This window comes from Amaricoccus macauensis (genome assembly GCF_049800915.1).
GTDB lineage: Bacteria > Pseudomonadota > Alphaproteobacteria > Rhodobacterales > Rhodobacteraceae > Amaricoccus > Amaricoccus macauensis_A.
Genome location: NZ_JBNAFY010000004.1, coordinates 419,746 through 437,528 on the forward strand (window position 1 = coordinate 419,746; position 17,783 = coordinate 437,528).

General features: G+C 64.6%; 15 protein-coding genes. 6 read left to right on the plus strand and 9 right to left on the minus strand.

All coding sequences use genetic code 11. The annotated features are described in order from the left end of the window. Nucleotides 1-6 precede the first annotated feature (6 nt). The 5 genes from ACP15W_RS12575 (at nt 7) to hemN (ending at nt 6,866) form a co-directional block, all read left to right on the plus strand. Nucleotides 7-1,071: a phosphatase PAP2 family protein gene (locus tag ACP15W_RS12575; protein WP_424933408.1), complete on the plus strand. Its 1,065-nt coding sequence runs from the start codon at nt 7-9 to the stop codon at nt 1,069-1,071. 132 nt (nt 1,072-1,203) lie between these two features. After that, nucleotides 1,204-3,240: a S8 family serine peptidase gene (locus ACP15W_RS12580; RefSeq protein WP_424933243.1), complete on the plus strand. Its 2,037-nt coding sequence runs from the start codon at nt 1,204-1,206 to the stop codon at nt 3,238-3,240. A 157-nt stretch (nt 3,241-3,397) separates the two neighbouring features. Continuing rightward, on the plus strand, nt 3,398-4,174 hold the full coding sequence (locus ACP15W_RS12585; protein WP_424933244.1) for a Bax inhibitor-1/YccA family protein: 777 nt from the start codon (nt 3,398-3,400) through the stop codon (nt 4,172-4,174). Between the two features lie 120 nt (nt 4,175-4,294). Then, complete coding sequence (locus ACP15W_RS12590; RefSeq protein WP_424933245.1) at nt 4,295-5,398, plus strand: LacI family DNA-binding transcriptional regulator; 1,104 nt, start codon at nt 4,295-4,297, stop codon at nt 5,396-5,398. 118 nt (nt 5,399-5,516) lie between these two features. After that, nucleotides 5,517-6,866, plus strand: a complete 1,350-nt coding sequence (gene hemN / locus ACP15W_RS12595) for an oxygen-independent coproporphyrinogen III oxidase (RefSeq protein ID WP_424933246.1) — start codon at nt 5,517-5,519, stop codon at nt 6,864-6,866. A gap of 49 nt (nt 6,867-6,915) precedes the next feature. On the opposite strand, the gene ACP15W_RS12600 is transcribed toward hemN, so the two are convergent. Then, a complete protein-coding gene (locus ACP15W_RS12600) occupies nt 6,916-8,463 on the minus strand; it encodes a CHAD domain-containing protein (protein ID WP_424933247.1) in 1,548 nt (515 codons plus the stop codon). Between the two features lie 344 nt (nt 8,464-8,807). Between ACP15W_RS12600 and ACP15W_RS12605 the strand changes: the two genes are divergently transcribed. Continuing rightward, the gene (locus tag ACP15W_RS12605; RefSeq protein WP_424933248.1) at nt 8,808-9,320 is read left to right on the plus strand and encodes a hypothetical protein; all 513 of its coding nucleotides are present in this window, start codon (nt 8,808-8,810) and stop codon (nt 9,318-9,320) included. A 17-nt stretch (nt 9,321-9,337) separates the two neighbouring features. On the opposite strand, the gene cobC is transcribed toward ACP15W_RS12605, so the two are convergent. The 8 genes from cobC to ade all read right to left on the minus strand — a co-directional run bounded on the left by cobC (nt 9,338) and on the right by ade (nt 17,741). Continuing rightward, nucleotides 9,338-9,850: an alpha-ribazole phosphatase family protein gene (cobC, locus tag ACP15W_RS12610; protein WP_424933249.1), complete on the minus strand. Its 513-nt coding sequence runs from the start codon at nt 9,848-9,850 to the stop codon at nt 9,338-9,340. Continuing rightward, complete coding sequence (cobS, locus tag ACP15W_RS12615; RefSeq protein ID WP_424933250.1) at nt 9,841-10,608, minus strand: adenosylcobinamide-GDP ribazoletransferase; 768 nt, start codon at nt 10,606-10,608, stop codon at nt 9,841-9,843. The genes cobC and cobS overlap by 10 nt, the downstream gene beginning before the upstream one ends. Beyond that, entirely contained in the window at nt 10,605-11,624 is a 1,020-nt protein-coding gene (gene cobT / locus ACP15W_RS12620; protein ID WP_424933251.1) for a nicotinate-nucleotide--dimethylbenzimidazole phosphoribosyltransferase, read from the minus strand. Before cobT ends, cobS begins: the two co-directional genes overlap by 4 nt. A gap of 207 nt (nt 11,625-11,831) precedes the next feature. Beyond that, the gene (locus ACP15W_RS12625) at nt 11,832-12,689 is read right to left on the minus strand and encodes a DMT family transporter (protein ID WP_424933252.1); all 858 of its coding nucleotides are present in this window, start codon (nt 12,687-12,689) and stop codon (nt 11,832-11,834) included. A gap of 139 nt (nt 12,690-12,828) precedes the next feature. Further along, on the minus strand, nt 12,829-13,188 hold the full coding sequence (locus ACP15W_RS12630) for an HNH endonuclease (RefSeq protein WP_424933253.1): 360 nt from the start codon (nt 13,186-13,188) through the stop codon (nt 12,829-12,831). 736 nt (nt 13,189-13,924) lie between these two features. Then, entirely contained in the window at nt 13,925-14,218 is a 294-nt protein-coding gene (locus ACP15W_RS12635; RefSeq protein ID WP_424933254.1) for an HU family DNA-binding protein, read from the minus strand. A 207-nt stretch (nt 14,219-14,425) separates the two neighbouring features. Then, nucleotides 14,426-15,916, minus strand: a complete 1,491-nt coding sequence (locus ACP15W_RS12640; protein WP_424933255.1) for an AMP nucleosidase — start codon at nt 15,914-15,916, stop codon at nt 14,426-14,428. Between the two features lie 25 nt (nt 15,917-15,941). After that, on the minus strand, nt 15,942-17,741 hold the full coding sequence (gene ade / locus ACP15W_RS12645; RefSeq protein ID WP_424933256.1) for an adenine deaminase: 1,800 nt from the start codon (nt 17,739-17,741) through the stop codon (nt 15,942-15,944). Nucleotides 17,742-17,783 lie beyond the last annotated feature (42 nt).

Here is a 17,783-nt window from a genome sequence, read left to right on the forward strand (position 1 = left end):
GGCGGAGTGTCTCCCACGGAGATCACCGGTTCGCTCATCACCACCCGCGACGGGATTATCGGCGCCTGGAATGACCCCAAAAGCCCGGCGCCGCCGGATCGGCCGCTGGGTGGCGTAGCCAATCTCAAGCAGTGGTCGCCGTCCTACCGGGCGCTGGTGTTCGATGCAGAACTGACCTCACGGCTCTGTTTCTGCCATGGGAAAGGGGGGTACGACGCGTCGCTCTATCACATGAGCATTGCCGAAGCTCCTGAGGGACCGACCGGGGCCGAATTCACACCGGTCGTTCACATGGACCGCCCCACAAAGGAAACCTTCCGCGAGCAGCTGGCGTTCCTGCATGGCTACGCCAACATCCGTACCGACCGATACGGGGAAATCCTCGACCAGATCGGCGCAATCACCCCGTTTCAGGCCTCGATCGCGTTTCTGCGCGCGGATACCAAACCCAAGTCCCATGAGCTTCTTGAGGTTGCCTTCCGGCTCGCCCGGCATGTCGAGCATCAGTTCAAGCATGCTCTCGCCTGCCGCCGACCGATTGAGCTTTCCGCGCAGGTGCAGCCGATCATCGAGACGCCCGGTCACGGCACCCTGCCCTCCGGCCACTCGACCGAAGCCTTCATGGCCGCATTCGTGCTTTGGGAGCTTCTGAAGGATGCCGATCTCGATCCCTATGGCGAAGAAAGCTATGGCATTCAATTTATGAAGCTTGCCAACAGGATAGCGGTCAACAGGACCGTTGCGGGGGTTCATTTTCCGCTCGACAGTGCGGCGGGGGCGACGCTCGGATTGACGTTGGGCGCATATTTTGTCGGGCGGGCGAAAGGGGGCGTGGGCAGCTATAGGCCAGCGCATTTCGACGGTCGCGCGACCATGCCTGCGGAAGACACATCCATCGGGCATCGCGACTTCCACTGGACCATGGCTTTCGATGTGAAGGCTGGCCAGATTCGCCAGGACGAGGACGCGCATCCGAGCATCAAGCTGCTGAAAGATAAAGTAGAACTGGAAGGACAAGGCTCCGAGATCCTGCACTGGCTCTGGGATGAAGCCCGCAAGGAATGGACCTGAGCCATGGCCTTCGATCATGACGGACACGGCGTTGCGGAGGGAGATCCCGACGCGGCGCAAACGCTCGACTTCAGCCGGATTCGCGGCATGGATTCCGATATGGTTTCGATATGGAAACCGTATGGAAAACGTATGGCTATTCCCTTCCTTCTGCACCTTCCAGACGAGAAGGTGCGCGCGGCCTTCCGAAACCTGCCGCCGCTGGAGGGCGAGGAGGGCAATGGTGCGGCGGTGATCGGCGGCGCCCGCGCGGCGCGCCTGACCGGCGGGGCCTACCTTGCCGTGATCGCCCCTCCCGAGTGGTTCGCCCGGCTGGCCGACCCGGATGCGCGCGACCCGGCGATCATCGCCTTTCGGGATGCGGACAAGACGATCCGGCTGTCCGTGCCGGGCAGTCTTCCAAGCTGGTTGTGCCGCATCGCGCGGAGATTGCCCGCAGCGCTCAACTGGCGAGAGCCGGCGGCCTCCACCAAGCCACGCCGGGGAGAGGTCTGCATCGGCATCGTGGATGACGGAATTGCCATCGCGCATGAGCGGCTGCGATGCGACACGCTTGAAAGCCGGGTTGAAGCCTATTGGGATCAGAACACGCTGCTGACCGATCGGGAGGAGATCGAGGCGATCAAGGCGTTCAGCGAGAGTGACCTCCAGGGTCGTGCGCTCGGAAAGACGCTGACACGAAAAGAAATCGACGCGGCTCTTGCCTGGGCCGATCCACATATGGACGAGGACGCGATCTACCGCAGGCTGGGTCTGATCGATTACCGCAAGGCCGGTCCGCAGTTCGCCGCGCACCGGATCGCGCATGGCATGCATGTGGCCGATCTCGCAGCCGGCTATGCGCCCAGCTCGGCTGAGGCCAGTTCGCGCCCGGTCATTGCGGTGCAGATCGCCAATCCGGTGATCGCGCGCCCCATCGACGATCGGCGGCTGGATTTCCACATCTGGCTGGGCATCCTCTTCATCGTCGATCAGGCGGACCGGATCTGGGGCGAGAACAAGATGCCGCTCGTGATCAACGCGAGCCTCGGCAAGATCGCCGGGCCGCATGACGCGACCGGGCTCTTGGAATCGGCCATAGATTCGCTGGTGAAAAACCGCGAGGGCATGGTTCATGTGGTGCTGCCCGCAGGCAACCATCATCTCTCGCAGTGCCATGCCTGCATCGACCTTGGCGAAGGAACTGAGAAACAGGTGGACTGGATCGTCCAGCCCGACGACAGGACCTGCAGCACGGTCGAAGCCTGGTTGCCGGCTGGGATGGCCGCCGAGGACGTAATGTGTGAACTGACCACGCCCGCCGGAGCGAAATTCACGCTTGCAGGCGAAGTGGCCGATCCGGTGGAGATCCGTTACCTGGGCAAGACAGCGGGCAAGATCAGTCGGATTGCCAATGGCGAGAGGCGGGCCATGATACGCATCGATATCGGCCCGACCGTGCCCGACCCTCTGGAAGAGGGAGATTTCAGTATCGCCCCCTCGGGCAGATGGACCCTGAAGTTCGAGGCCGCGGCCCCCTCCTGCAAGGGCCGGGTTCTGCTCTGGTCGCAACGTGACGATACGCTGCACGGCTACCCGCAGGCCGGGCGGCAATCCTATTTCGAGCATCGGAACCACCGCATGATCGCGGAAGCCAAGATCGGTTCGGCCTCGCGCGTCACGACATTGGTGGAGGATGACAGCCACCCCGAACAGGCCGGTCTGAAATCCCCGGTGCAACGCGCACGGCTCGCGAATGCCATTGCGACGGGGGAAGAGACTCTGGTCGCGGGAGGCAATATCGCGCAGACCGGGGAGGTCGCCCCCTACTCCGCCGGGGGCCCGGTGGGCACGGCCGGGGAGCCTGTTTTTGCCCGTCGCAAGCCCGATGTCCTGATGCGTTCGGACGATTCGCGTGTGCACCTCGGAATCCTCGCCGCCGGGTCACATTCGGGCTCCACCGTCTCCCTGAGCGGCACGAGTGTCGCGGCGCCCCAACTTACCCGATGGGTGGCGGACCTTCTGGCGCGCGACGGCGCAACCCCTGCGGCGGACCTCCGAAAGCGGATGGAGGAGGCCGCGACTGAGCCGCCCAACTCGGCCGGATGCGAAAAGCGTATGGGTTACGGCAACTTGCCAGGGATCGAGACACGGGATCAGTTCATCCCCGAGCGGTTCGAGCGGGATTGAACTGGGCGCGCGGGACGATCCATCGCCGCCCCGCGCGTCATGACCGAAATGTCAGCACAGTCTTAGCGACTTCACCGTTGAAATTCCCGACCCAATACCCAATATTTCATGCAAACCCAGCGCTTCGCTGGAACTTTTTGGTTCAACGGAGGAACACATGGCCGAATTCGAGACCGTTCGTCGGACGCACGCCGGCGTAAGAACGGCGCAGATCGACGAGGGTCTACGCGCCCACATGAACAAGGTCTACGGCACGATGTCCGTAGGCATGCTGATCACTGCCCTGGCCGCCTGGGCCATCGCGGGGCTTTCGGTGACCAGCGACCCGGCGTCCGGCATGATGATCCGCGAGGGCCAGTATCTCACGAGCCTCGGCAGCACGATCTACGCCTCGCCGCTGAAGTGGCTCATCATGTTCGCGCCGCTCATCTTCGTCTTCGGGATGAGCGCGGGCATCAACCGCATGTCGGCCGCCACCGCCCAGACGGTGTTCTACGCCTTCGCGGCGGTGATGGGTATTTCCATCAGCTCGATCTTTCTCGTCTTCACCGGCGAGTCGATCGTTACCGTATTCCTCGTGACCGCGATCGCCTTTGCGTCGCTCAGCCTCTACGGCTACACGACGAAGCGTGATCTGAGCGCGATGGGCACCTTCCTGATGATGGGTCTGATCGGTCTGATCGTGGCATCGATCATCAACATCTTCCTTGCCTCTTCGGCACTGGCCTTTGCCGTCTCGGCGATCGGTGTCCTCGTGTTTGCCGGCCTTACCGCCTATGACACGCAGAACATCAAGAACACCTACATCCAGATGGCCGCCAGCGGCAATCAGGAGTGGCTTGGCAAGGCCGCGATCATGGGTGCGCTGAGCCTGTATCTGGACTTCATCAACATGTTCATGATGCTGCTCTCGCTCTTCGGAAATCGCGAATAAGCCGCGTCACGACGCAGACACAGTAGCGCTCGGGCCCCGGACACCTCGTCCGGGGCCCTTGTTTTTTGTTGGCGGAACCCGTTTGCAGCGCTATCCTTTTCCTGAAAAGGGGAGGATCCCGTGTCACACGGGAATGCAACACTCAAGGATCTGGCGAAAAAGCTGGACGTTTCCATCGCGACCGTCTCGAGAGCTCTTTCGGGGCAGGATCGAATTTCGCCGGAGACCCGCAAACGCGTCGAGATGGCCGCGCGCGAGATCGGCTATTGCCCGAACCGCGCCGCCCGCGCGCTCGTATCGGGCCAGACCGGGCTTGCGGCGCTTGTCCTGCCCGATCGACCGGATGGCGGTTGTGCGTTCGATCTGGGGCGGATGATCAGCAATCTGAGCGGGGCGCTGATGCGGCGCGGGATCGATCTTCTGGTCACGCAGGTTCCTCCCGGCCGGTCCGATTGCGAGGCGCTGACAAAGCTGATCGGCTCGCGCAAGGCGGACAGCATCATCCTGACCGACATCCGCGAGAACGACCCCAGGCTTGCCCTGCTCAACGAGCACCGGTTTCCCCATGTGGCATTCGGCGCGGCGAGGCCCATCGCAGACGGGGGCATTCCAGCCACCGCGTGGGTCGGCTGCGATGCGCATGGCGTGGCGGCCCGCGCGACGCGGCTCCTGCTCGGGCATGGTCATCGCCGTTTTGCCCTCCTGCGGTGGTGCGAACCGACCCTGTTTCGGGCGCGCTGGACGGCGGGGGTGGCGACGGCGCTTCGGGCGGCTGGCGGGAGCCAGACCGACCTTCAGGTCGCGACGCTGGCTTTCGCGGATCACCGGGGGAGATTGGCTGAGATTCGGCGGTTGCTGGGTGCGCCTTCCCGGCCCACGGCCATTCTCGGGCTCGACGACACCCTGGCGCTCGAGGCGATCCGGGTGGCGGAGGGGATGGGATTGTCCGTGCCGGAGGATCTTTCCGTGGTGGGGTTCGGAAACCTCCCTGCCGGGTCGCATTCCAGCCCGGGGCTGACCAGCTTCGATCCCGATCTCGCGCGCTGCGCCGATCTGCTGGCCGAGGCAATTGCGCCGCTGATCGGCCGCATCCGCACGGGCGGGAGCGCGGTTGCCGAACGGTCCGTCACGCCGCGGCTGATCCTGCGGGAGAGCCACGGGGCGGTCCCGGACGGCCGGCCCGCAGCTTCGGAACCTGTGCCGATCTGTTTCGAGAACGTCTGAATGCGCGCAGGCGGCCCGGGGTTGGGTGCGCCTGCGAATTGCCCAATTTGACATGTGTCATATTCGTGATGGTCAGAAATCCGGTATATCCGGCAACAAATTTGGGGAGGATGGGACAATGGCTGATTTGCGGGAGAAATATGCGAACAGATCCGTTCCGCGCTATACGAGTTATCCGACTGCGCCGCATTTCCGGCCGGCCTTTCCGGAGACGACCTACCGATGCTGGCTCGCGGAGCTCGATCCGACCCGGCCGATCTCGCTCTATCTGCACATGCCGTTCTGCAAGGAGGTCTGCTGGTACTGCGGCTGCAACATGAAGCTTGCGGCGCGCTACGAGCCCGTGGCGCAATATCTCGACACGCTGATCGAGGAGATCGAGCTGCTGGCGACGGCGCTGCCGGGGCGGATGACGATCTCGCATCTGCATTGGGGGGGCGGGACACCGACCGTGCTGCGGCCTGAGGATCTGCGACGCGCGATGAACGCGGTCTGGTCGCTCTTCGACAGGGCGCCGGACGCGGAGGTGGCCATCGAATGCGACCCGCGCACGCTCGAGGACGAGATGTCCGCCGAGATCGGCCGGCTCGGCTTCACCCGCGCGAGCTTCGGGGTGCAGGAGTTCGATCCCGACGTGCAGGCGGCGATCCACCGCATTCAGCCGCCCGAGATGGTTCAGCACGTGGTCGACAGGCTGCGCGAGGCCGGGGTGAGCGCAATCAATTTCGACCTGATCTACGGCCTGCCCTACCAGACCGAGGAAAGCCTGCTCGAAACCATCGAGATCTGCCAGCGGATGAAGCCCGACCGGGTCGCGCTCTTCGGCTATGCCCATGTGCCCTGGATGGCGAAGAACCAGCGGATGATCCCGGAACACGCACTGCCGGACGGCAAGGCCCGGCGCGCGCAGGCCGAGACGGCGGCCAATGCCCTCAAGGCCCAGGGCTACGATGCCATCGGGCTCGATCACTTCGCCCTGCCCGAAGATGAACTGGCGCAGGCCGCACGCGACGGAAAACTCCACCGCAACTTCCAAGGGTACACCACGGATGCGGCTCGTGCGCTGCTCGGGGTCGGGGCGACCTCGATCGGGCGAACGCACCTGGGCTACGTACAGAACATCGTCGAAACCGGTGCCTGGTCACGAGCGGTTTCGTCGGGGCGGCTGCCCATTGCGAAGGGGCTGGCACTGACCGACGAAGACAGGCTTCGGGCGGAGGTGATCGAGCAGCTCATGTGTTCGGGGCGGGTCGATACGCGCGCGATCGGCGCTCGCCACGGACGCCCCGAGGACTGGTGCAAAGATGAGATGAGCCGGTTGGCGGAACTCGAAGCGGACGGGCTTGTCCGCCTCCAGGACGGAAGCGTCGAGCTGACGGAAACCGGGCGCGGCCTTCGCCGGGTAGTGGCGGCAGTCTTCGACACCTATCTGGCCCGGTCGGAAGCGCGGCACTCGGTCGCCGTTTAAAAAGAAAGCACGCGGAACCGGGGCCCGGTTTCGCGCAAGCCCCCGGTCACTATGACCAGAAGGGCTTTTCCTTTGCGAACTCGTCCCAGCTGTCGAAGAGCTTGGGCCGGTCCTGGCCGACCTGAACCGCGAGCGTGCCGAGTATCCAGCCCACGGCGCGCTGTGCTGCGGCATCGCTGCGACCCGGTGCGTTTGTGCCGGAGAAATACTCTTCGACCATCGCGGCGTCATTGAGACTGCCGAACTTGTCCTGAAGCGTCTTGAGCGATTTGATGTAGCTCTTGACCTTCTTGCCGGGGTAGATCGTTTCGAACACATCCGCAGTGTAGCGCAGCTTCTTCAGTTCCTTGCGCATCTCGTGCAGCGCCTCGACCTCGAGCTTGCGGATCTTCTTGCCGTATTTCGAGACCTTCTTGTAGCGCTTGTCGAGCAGCACGGGGGCATACTCACCCACGGGCGCCGCGAGCCGGGCGGTCTGCGAATAGTCGGACGGGGCAAGCCATCCGCGCCCTTCGATCATCCGGCCGAGATCGAAGAGGAAATTCACGCATTCGGGCTTCACCAGGTAATCCCGCACGTCCGCGCGAACCTTGGTGCGGCGCTTTTCCAGCACGCCGATCAGGGCTTCACTCGCCTTGTCATCGAGACCCTGGCCAGTGTCCGCGACAACCTCGTCGATCAGCACATCGATGTCGCGGAGGCTACCGACGATCTGGCCGAGGATGCGGGCCTGTTCGGAGAGGTTGGTGAAGGCTTCCTTGCCGAGCGCATCCCCGAAGACGGAAAACGCGGTGCGGATCCGGCGAAGGCCGACGCGAAGCTGGTGCGGGCCTTCCATGAGATCGGTATCGGCCACCACGACCATATTCGCCGCGATCTGGGCAAAACAGTCGCGCAGCACATCCCGTGCCACGCTCTCCACGGTCGCATCCGCGTCGAAATTCAGGCTCCCCGCATTGCGGGCGCTTACCGGGGGCTCGGTCTCGCCGCGGGCAAGACGATAGCCGCGCGCAGCCTTGCTTTCGCTGCCGAAACGGACGGGCCCAGACTCGAAGAGCATCTGCGCGACATCGTAGACCGCGGCGACCTCGCCCGACAGCAGCTCGATTTCGGCCTCGTGAATGGGCTGGGTGATGTCGCCCGCCACAACTTCGCCGTGATCGAGCGCCAACTCGATCTCGCTGCCGTTCTCAAGCTTGAGATGGTCCGTCACCCGCCGGATGCGGGTCTCGAATACCGGAGAAACCGCGCCACCGGCGGTGATGCGATTGATTTCGGCAAACATGCCCTCCGGGTCGGGGCCTTCGAGAACAAGCCGACCACCAGGTGCCGGCATCTCGATCTCGGACCGGGAGAAGAACCCGTTTCCGCCACCATTCTTGCCGAACTTGATTGTCTGGATCCACCGGCGCCCGACCTTTCGGAGGCGCAATGCAATGCCCGCCTTTGCGAGGTCGTGATCGGGCGTGTCGTAGTAGACGCTGACGAGATTCTGCGTCTTGCGGTTGCCAACTCGAAGGCTCGTGAGGCCCGCGTGGCGCCTGAGCCGCGCTTCCTGTTTGGGGTCGAGCGCGATCTTCAGTTCAGTCTCAAGCAATTTTCGCTTCGCTCCGATGTCATGGCCCCGTCACAGTATTCTTGGTGATCTACGGGTCTCGTGATAGCATTTGATACGTGGAACGGACGGTTTGTAACAGTTTGATGACCGGACACAAGATCGGGCGGGCAAAAAACTACCGAGCGGTCGCTCAACCAAAATTCTGCCCGACCGTGTGCCCGCTAGGATGTTCTTAACAACAATGGCCCTCAATTCATACGGGCTGGATAACGAGGAAACGACTGGATCTGGCGGCGGGACAGCCGCGTCGAGGGCACGAAACGATTTGGTACGGAGGGCGGACGGTTCGCCCTCTGGAGGAGTTGCTTACGACAGGATCTGACATGAACCCATCGACGCTGGCTATCGCATCGGAATTCGTGAAGACGGGTATGGAGAAGGCGAACGTCCCACTGACGGAGACGCTGGAAGCCTATCTGTCCATCACCTTCGCCCGCTTTATCGGGGAGGCCATCACGGTCGATCTCCTCACGGTCCGCATCAATCAGGCCATGGATGCGCGCGCGCCGCAGGATACGTTCAGGGGGCTCGCCGATGAATGCCTCATTGCCTGTGCGTTCTTCGAAGGGCGGCTTCGGCGCAGCGGCACGATCCGTCACTACGTGGGACTTGGCCAGATGACCTATGATGCGGCGGACATGACCGAGCAGGCTTACGGTTTCATGCCCATGCGCGACGTGATCGCGAGCGCGGCGGAGCACCAGCCGGACGACAGCCGCATCCTCGTCGATACCGCGCGATCCGGAAGCGCCACGGCCAAGAAGGAGCTCGAGGATCAGAACGTGATCGTCGGCCCCTGGGGGCGCGATCCGAGTTCGGGTCTACTCTGGCGATAGACCATCGAGCGGGCCCCTCAGGGTTCGACGCTGACCCAGCAGCCGAAATCGAGTTGCGTATCCCAGCCGTCATCGATCCCGCGGATGGCGCAGACGGCGCGAAAAACACCCGAGTGGGTGACCCAGAGCGTCGGCTCCGGGCCGAGCCCTTCGAGCGCCCGCGAGACCCGTTCCGCGAGCATGGCGACGCTCTCGCCGCCATGGGGTCGTGCGCCCTCGAAATCCGCGGCCCATGCGTCCAGTTCGGGCCGGCTGATCTCGGCCCAGGGGGTGCCTTCCCAACGCCCGAAATCCATCTCGACGATGCGCGGGTCGATTTCGAGAGGCAGGTTTCTTGCCTGTGCGATCCACTCCGCGAGGCGCAGGCAACGCGATAGCGGGCTGCTGACGATCCGCGCGACCGGCGGCAGGCCTGCATGTGCGGCTCTCGCGGTCTCCTCGAAGCACGTGGCGAGCGCGAGATCGGTGCGGCCGTAGCAGGTGCCCGGCGCAACATCGGGCTTGGTGTGACGCAGCACGATCAGAGGCATGCCAGCAACCCCAGGTAGCAGCCGATCTCGCTCGTCTGCTGGACGGCGCCGAGGCAATCGCCGGTATAGCCCCCCAGCCGTTTCTCGAAGCGTGCGCGCATGGCGGCATGTCCGAGGGCGATGCCGGCGAGAGCGCCCAGGCTGGCCCAACCGGCGGCAAGCGCGAGTGTGGCCAGAGCCGCCACGCCGGTGAGGAGGGCCAGCGCGAGTCCCTTGCGCGAGAGGCCGTTTGCCACGGGTTTGCCCGTGCCGTGGTGGCGGATGTAGGTGCTGGTGGCGATCACAAGTACCGCGGACGACCGGCTCGCGGCGTGCCCCGCAATGAGGGCAATCGGCGCGAGGGTCACGGGCAGGCTTGCGAGGGTGATGATCTTGCCGCCCAGCATCAGTCCGAGGCCCGCTGCGCCATAGGTGCCGAGGCGGCTGTCGCGCATGATCTCGAGCGCGCGCTCGGCAGTGGCTCCGCCGCCCAGCCCGTCGCAGCAGTCGGCGAACCCGTCCTCGTGGAAGCAGCCGGTGAGCAGGAGGCCTATGGCGGTCGAGAGAAGTGCAGCCAGCGCGGGAGGGAGGACGAGGGCGGCGAGCCAGAAGGCAAGGCCCGTGAGCGCGCCGATCAGGAGGCCGACAGCCGGATACCAGCGCGGGGTGGCGGCGAGGCGTTCGGGGGTGAAGCCGGGATCGGCGGGAAGCGGCAGTCGGGTGAGAAACTGCACCGCGAGGGCGAAGACCGCCGCCTCCTCCGCGATCCGCTCTCTCATGCGGGCCCGCTGACGCCGGCGCTCTCGAAGCTCGCCATCTCCGTGAGCATCGCCGTGGCGGCGCGCAGGATCGGCCAGGCCAGCAGCGCGCCCGTGCCCTCGCCGAGGCGCATGTCGAGCGAGAGGACCGGGTCGGCTTCGAGGAAGTCGAGTATCGCGCGGTGGCCCTGTTCGGCGGAGGCATGGGCGAAGACGAAGTTGCGGCGGACGGCCGGATCGATGGACTGGGCGAGGAGCGCTGCGGCAGAGGCGATGAAGCCGTCCACCAGCACCATGCGACCGGCTTCTGCCGCGCCGCGCATGGCTCCGGCCATCATGGCGATCTCGAAGCCGCCATACTCGCAGAGCGCGTCGGAGGCCGCGAGACGTTCCGGTGTGCGCGCTGCCGCGCGGGCGAGAATTTCCCTCTTTCGTTCCAAGCCCTTGTCATCGAGACCGGTGCCGCGCCCGACGATGGATTCGAGCGGCAGGCCCGCGATCTTGTGCGCAAGAAGCGAGGCGGAGGCGGTGTTGCCGATGCCCATTTCCCCGAAGGCCGCGGCGAGATGGACGGGGCCATTGCCGATTCGGCGCCCCTCGGAGAGGGCCCGTTCCGCCTGCTCGGCGCTCATGGCGGGGCCGGAAAGAAAGCTGGCCGTGCCCGGCGCGATCCGTCGCGAGAGCAGTCCGGGATTCTCGATCGGCGCCCCCGCGACACCCGCATCCACCACACGCACGGGCACACCGAAGGTCGCGGCGAAGACGGTGGAGGCCGCCCCGCCGGCGAGGAAATTCTCGACCATCTGCCGTGTCACGGCCTGGGGATAGGCGGAGACACCATCGGCCGCAACCCCATGATCTGCCGCGAAAATCGTCAACTCGCAGCCATCGAGATACGGCGTGACCGTGCCTTGAATTTCGGCGATCTGCGCGGCCAGCGTCTCGACCCGCCCGAGCGAGCCCACGGGCTTGGTCTTGGTGTCGATCGCATGCCGGATCTGCGCGCGCAGGTCTGCGTCCGGAATCTTCCTGTCCATGGCTGTCTCCTCTTTGGGGAGGTTATTGCCCCGCCCGATCCGGAAGGCCAGAGCATTCGTGCGCCGCAGGTTTCAGACCCGTGCAGCCCCCTCGAGAGGACGTTTCGGCCGATATGAAAACCGTATGCATTCGATATGCATTTCGTAGTGCAAAAAGCATGACGACAGGTGATTTCGTTGCGCCCCTGAGCCGTGGGGCGCGCGGCCCTATCGCCGCGCTGTCTGCACCGCGAGGATGCCCGCCATGATCACGGCAACGCCGAGCACATCGCGCAGCCCCACCTGCTCGCCGAGGATGAGAGCGGCGGTCGCGACGCCCAGGAACGGGTTGAGGAAGTGGAAAGTCGCAGCGCGGGTGGCGCCGATCATGCCGACGAGCACGAACCAGATCATCGTGGCGCCCAGACCGGGGATCAGGACCGTATAGGAAAACGCGACAACCAGCGGCCAGCTCCAGTTGACCACCCAAGTCTCGAGGGCGAGCGACACCGGAAAGAGTGCCGCACTGCCAACTAGCATCTGCAGGCCCACGACCATCCAAAGGTTGCCCCCCACCGAAACACCCCGGACGAGCATCGTGGCGATGGCCAGCGACAGCACGCCGATGAGGCAGAGGATCATGCCGAGCAGGTCGGCCCCCTGCCCCAGCCGCCCGCCCATGATGATGAGCACACCGGCAAAGCCTGCAACGAGACCGAGGCCCGCCTGTCGCGATAGGCGTTCGCCGGTGAGCCGGCCCAGCGCCGCGACGATCAGTGGCATCATGCTGGCGATCACCGAGGCGAGGCTGGCCTCCACGGTGCGCATGGCCTCGAAATTCAGCCCGAGATAGAGCGCGTTCTGGCAGACGCCGAAAAGGATCACGCCACCCCAGGCCCGGCGGTCGAGCCGGATGCGCTGGCCGAGCGCGAACCCGATACCGAGCGCGATGAGGCCGGAGATCAGGAACCGCACGGAAAGCGCCAGGAAGGGCGGCGCGTCGGCCACGACGATGCGCGCGGATGTGAAGGCGGAACTCCAGGCTGCGGCGAAGAGAAACCCGAGCGAGAGCGCGCGCCAATCCATCGTTCCAGGTCCATTCGTTTCCGGCAGAGAAGAGTGCCGCGCATCGATCCGGCGCGGCGCTGCTCGGTATGCCTCGACAGGGCGGCCTTGTCGAGGTGGCGGAAAGGCGGGACGGGTATGGCTCGCAATCGGCAGCGCACTATGCCCTTGGAGATAAAGACCGTGTGGCAAGGACCGCAGCCAGCCATCTTCCTGCCGCCATTCGCCGTTGCACATGCAAACGGTACGCGTCGGGCGAAAGCGGCCTTTTCCGCTGGTGGCGCCGGCTGTTGCAGAACCAGCAAGCAGCAACGATATTGTCCACCGTGTTCCGCCCCCCTTCGGAACGGGGGTGAAGATGCTCGGCCGTGCAGCGCAGGAAATTCGGCGCCGGCCCTGCCTTGCGATGCTTACCTGGACCTGCTGCGGCGTTCGGCTCCCACATCGCCAAGCCGCAATAGTAGCAGCGCCCGCGTTGTGCGATCATCTTCTTTCGACGGATATTCTTGAGTGTTCCCATGACGTGGGGCCTCCATTCAACTTCGTGAGAAGCGAATGCGCGGCGTCCCGAAGGACGCTCCCCGGTTGGAAGCTGATGCTCGCGCGAGACCCGATTGTTCGTGGTTTCGCAGTCCGGAAAACGAAATCTAACAGGTAAAGCGACAGATCTGACCAGCCTCTGGCTTGATCAAGACGATAAAAATCGCCTTCGTTTAGGCGAGAGTAGAAAGCGGCAAGATTTGCGTCAATGCCTTCGCTCGAGCAAACGCTGCAATTGGTCAATTCCTGAAAGCGTTTGTTTGGGCCACCAAGTTGACACACTCTGAGGAGACGGCCGAATAGGTGGCAGCGCGAGGGGGCGCCGTGAAGTGCCCCGGTGTAGTTTATGGCATTGGCGCGGGGGCGGCCCTTTGCATCATGCGGTGCAGAGGCGTGTTTCCGAGGCTTTAGGGCCAACTGTGTAGCGAGCCGAGAGTGCGAGTTGTGCTGGGAACCAATGGCACGGAACAAGCCGAAGGGGCCGTGCCTGCGACGGCCCGACCGGACGGGTCGGCGCATTGTCAATGCAGGGGCATACCGCCGGTCTGGGCAATGTCGTCGCCGTAAACTGCGCCAAGCAGGCGTTGGTGCACCAACCCCAGGCCCGCCCCCGGCCCGGCCTCGAAGATGGCCCGAAAAAAGAAAGCCGCGCAGGGGGCGCGGCTCTGTTTGGCATTCTTTGGCGGGGCCGCCCTGACGGGGCGGCCGGCCGAGGATCAGGTGGGGTTGATCACGGTCTTGAGCTGCTTGGCGATGGTCACCTTCGCCACGCGGTCGGCAGGCTTGGGGATCATCTCGCCGGTGGAGGGGTTGCGCACGGTGCGCTCGGGACGCGCACGGCAGTAGAACTTGCCGAGGCCCGGAAGCGTCACGGCGCCGCCTGCGGCCATTTCCTTGGACACGATGCTGGTGAGAGCCTCGAGCGTCCGGTTTGCGGTCGCTTTGTCGAGAGCTGCTTCCTCCGCAATGGCCGCAATCAGTTGGGACTTGGTCATGGATTTCTCTGCCATCTTTTTCTCCCTGAGAGATCAAAACAAAATCTAGCGGCGCCGGTACGCGGGTCACTGGGCGTCACATAAGCGCCATCAGGCAGCAAAAACAATCATAGATTGCAACGAAGCCCTTTAAATATTGGTTTTTCGCGAGTCGAGTGTGGCATTCAGGTTGCGGTTACACCCCCGTTGCCCAAATTTTCACACAAATTTATCGTGAATCTGTCACAAAAACGCCGTTTCGTCGAAACTGCGAAGTTTGCGCGAATGAAGCTTCTCGAGCGGCATGTCCCGAAGGCTTTCCAGGGCGCGCACCCCGATCTCGAGATGCTGGGCAACCTGACGCTTGTAGAAGCTCGTCGCCATGCCCGGCAGCTTCAACTCGCCATGAAGCGGCTTGTCGGAGACGCAAAGCAATGTTCCGTAAGGCACTCTGAACCGGAAGCCGTTGGCCGCGATCGTCGCGCTTTCCATGTCGAGCGCGATGGCGCGGGCCTGGCTGAGCCGTTGCACGGGGCCCGACTGGTCGCGCAGTTCCCAGTTGCGGTTGTCGATGGTGGCGACCGTTCCGGTGCGCATGATCTTCTTCAACCCGTAGCCTTCAAGCCCGGTGACCTGGGCCACGGCCTCCTCGAGCGCCACCTGAACCTCGGCCAGCGCCGGGATCGGCACCCAGAGCGGCAGATCGTCATCAAGCACATGATCTTCGCGCATGTAGGCATGGGCCAGGACATAATCGCCAAGCGATTGCGAGTTCCGAAGGCCCGCGCAATGGCCGAGCATGATCCAGGCATGGGGCCGCAGGACGGCGACATGGTCGGTGATCGTCTTGGCATTCGACGGACCGACACCGATGTTGACCATGGAGATGCCGGAATGGTTCTCGCGCACGAGGTGGTAGGTCGGCATCTGCGGCGTGCGCCCGGCGGGCTCGCCTTTCGTGCCATCGTGAGTGGTCACGACGTTGCCGGGGCCCACGAAGGCCTTGTAGCCGGAATTGGGGTCCGCGAGGCTCGCTTTCGCGAAGGCAACGAACTCGTCCATGTAGAACTGGTAGTTCGTGAACATGACATGGTTCTGGAACCAGGACGGGCTGGTGGAGGTATAATGCGCAAGCCGCGCCAGCGAGTAGTCGATCCGCTGCGCGGTGAAGGGCGCGAGGGGGCGCGGGAAATCGGGCGTGGGGGCGGCGATGCCGTTCACGATCTGGTCGTTCGTGGTGTTGAGATCGGGCACGTCGAAGATGTCGCGCAGCGGCCGATGCAGCACGTCCTCGATCGAGCCCTCCACGTGGGTGTCCTCGGTCATGGCGAAATGCAGCGGGATCGGCGTGTCTGAGGTGCCGATGCGTACGGGCACGCCGTGGTTCTGGAGGATCAGGCCGATCTGCTGGGTGAGGTAGCCCTCGAAGAAATCCGGGCGGGTGATGGTGGTCTCGTAATCGCCCGGCTCCGCGACATGGCCGAAGGAGAGCCGGCTGTCGACGGTGGCGTAGCTGTTGGTGGTGATGGCGACCGAGGGATAGTAGGCGCGGTAATGGCCTTCCGGCTCCACCCCGCTCATCACGTCCGCGAATTTCTCGCGCAGGAAACCCGTGGCCGCGGCATAGCGCGCCTTGAGCATGGCGACGGCCTCGCCGGGATCGGTGAAAAGTTCGGCGGGTTCCGGGTCCGGGCAGATGAGCTTGAGTTCCGCCAGCGGGATGCGCTTGGTCATGGGTCTGGTCCGGGCTTGTTCGGTTCTAGTCGGTAAGGAGCAGGTCAGTCTTTTCGAAGCGCGTCACGTCGATCAGGCCGAGATCGGAGATCCGAAGCTCGGGGATGACGACGAGCGCCAGCAGCGAGTGCTGCATGTAGGCGTTGTTGAGGGTGCAGCCGCAGGCACGCATCGCCTCCATCATGCGGGCGGCCTGGTCGGCGACCTCCTCGGCGGGGGTGTCGGACATCAGGCCGGCGATGGGCAGCGGCACGAGGGCAATCTCCTCGCCCTCCTTCCAGACGGTGATGCCGCCACCGACCTCGCCCAGACGGTTCGCGGCGCGGGCCATGTCCTCGCGGGAGGTGCCGACGACGATCATGTGGTGGCTGTCATGGGCGACGGTGGAGGCCATGGCGCAGGGCACGTCGTAGCCGAAGCCCGATACAAGGCCGTTGACGACCGCGCCGGTGCCGCGATGGCGTTCCACGAGCGCGATCTGGCAGATGTCGGCGTCCGGGTTCATCTGCACGATGCCGCCGGCGACCGGCACCTCCGCTTCGAGCGCCTTCGTCGGGGCCTGGTTCTCGACCACGCCGATCACGCGAGCGCGCACGAGCATGGCGCCTTCGGGGGCGGGGATCTCGAAATCGGCGGAGCCGAGCGCGCGGCCCATGCGGACGGTTTCGCGCGCGCTGTCAGGCCAGGTGAACTCGGGCTGTTCGGCGAGGCAGAGGCCGTCCTGCGCGACGATGTTGCCGCGGGCGATCACCGTCTCGATGGGGAGCGTGGAAAGGTCCGAGGTCAGGATGCAGTCGGCGCGCCGGCCGGGGGCGATCGAGCCGAGCTCGCGTTCGAGGCCGAAATGGGTTGCGGTGTTGATCGTGGCCATCTGGAGCGCGATCAGCGGATCGAGACCGCAGTCGATGGCATGGCGCACCACGCGGTTCATGTGACCATCATGAACGAGCGTGCCGGAGTGGCAGTCATCGGTGCAGAGGATGAAGTTGCGCGGATCGAGCCCGCGTTCGGTGACGGCGGTGACCTGGGCCTTCACGTCATACCAGGCCGAGCCCAGCCGCATCATCGCACGCATTCCCTGGCGCACGCGCATGATGGCATCGGATTCGCGGGTGCCTTCGTGGTCGTCCGCCGGGCCGCCCGCCGCATAGGCGTGAAAATCGGCAAGATCGGGGCTGGCGTAATGCCCGCCGACGGTCTTGCCCGCGGCCTGCGTTGCCGCGATCTCGGCCAGCATCTTCTCGTCGCCCGCCACGACACCGGGATAGTTCATCATCTCGCCCAACCCGATGATGTTGGGCCAGGCCATGGCCTTCTCGACATCCTCGGGGCTGATCTCGGCCCCCGGCGTCTCTAGGCCCGGCGCAGACGGGCAGCATGAGGGCATCTGCACGAAGACATTGACCGGCTGGGCCAGCGCCTCGTCGTGCATGAGCCGCACGCCGGTGAGCCCGAGCACATTCGCGACCTCATGGGGATCGACGAACATGGTGGTAGTGCCATGGGGAATGACGGCGCGGGCGAACTGGCTGACCGTGAGCATGCCGGATTCGATATGCATGTGCGCGTCGCACAGGCCCGGCACGAGGAACTTGCCGACCGCATCGAGCACCTTCGTCTCCGGGCCGATCATGGGCTCGGCATTGGGACCGCAATAGGCGAAGCGGCCCGCCTTGATGGCGATGTCCGTGCCCTCGATCACCTCGCGGCTATGAACATTCACCCAGCGACAATTGCGGATCACCATGTCGGCGGGCGCGCGACGGGCAGCGACAGCGACAAGTTCGGCGGCCACGGAGGGCCAGGGTCTGATCGGTTCGGTCATGCGACACGATTGCCGCGCGGCGCGGGCGGTGCAAGCCCCGCG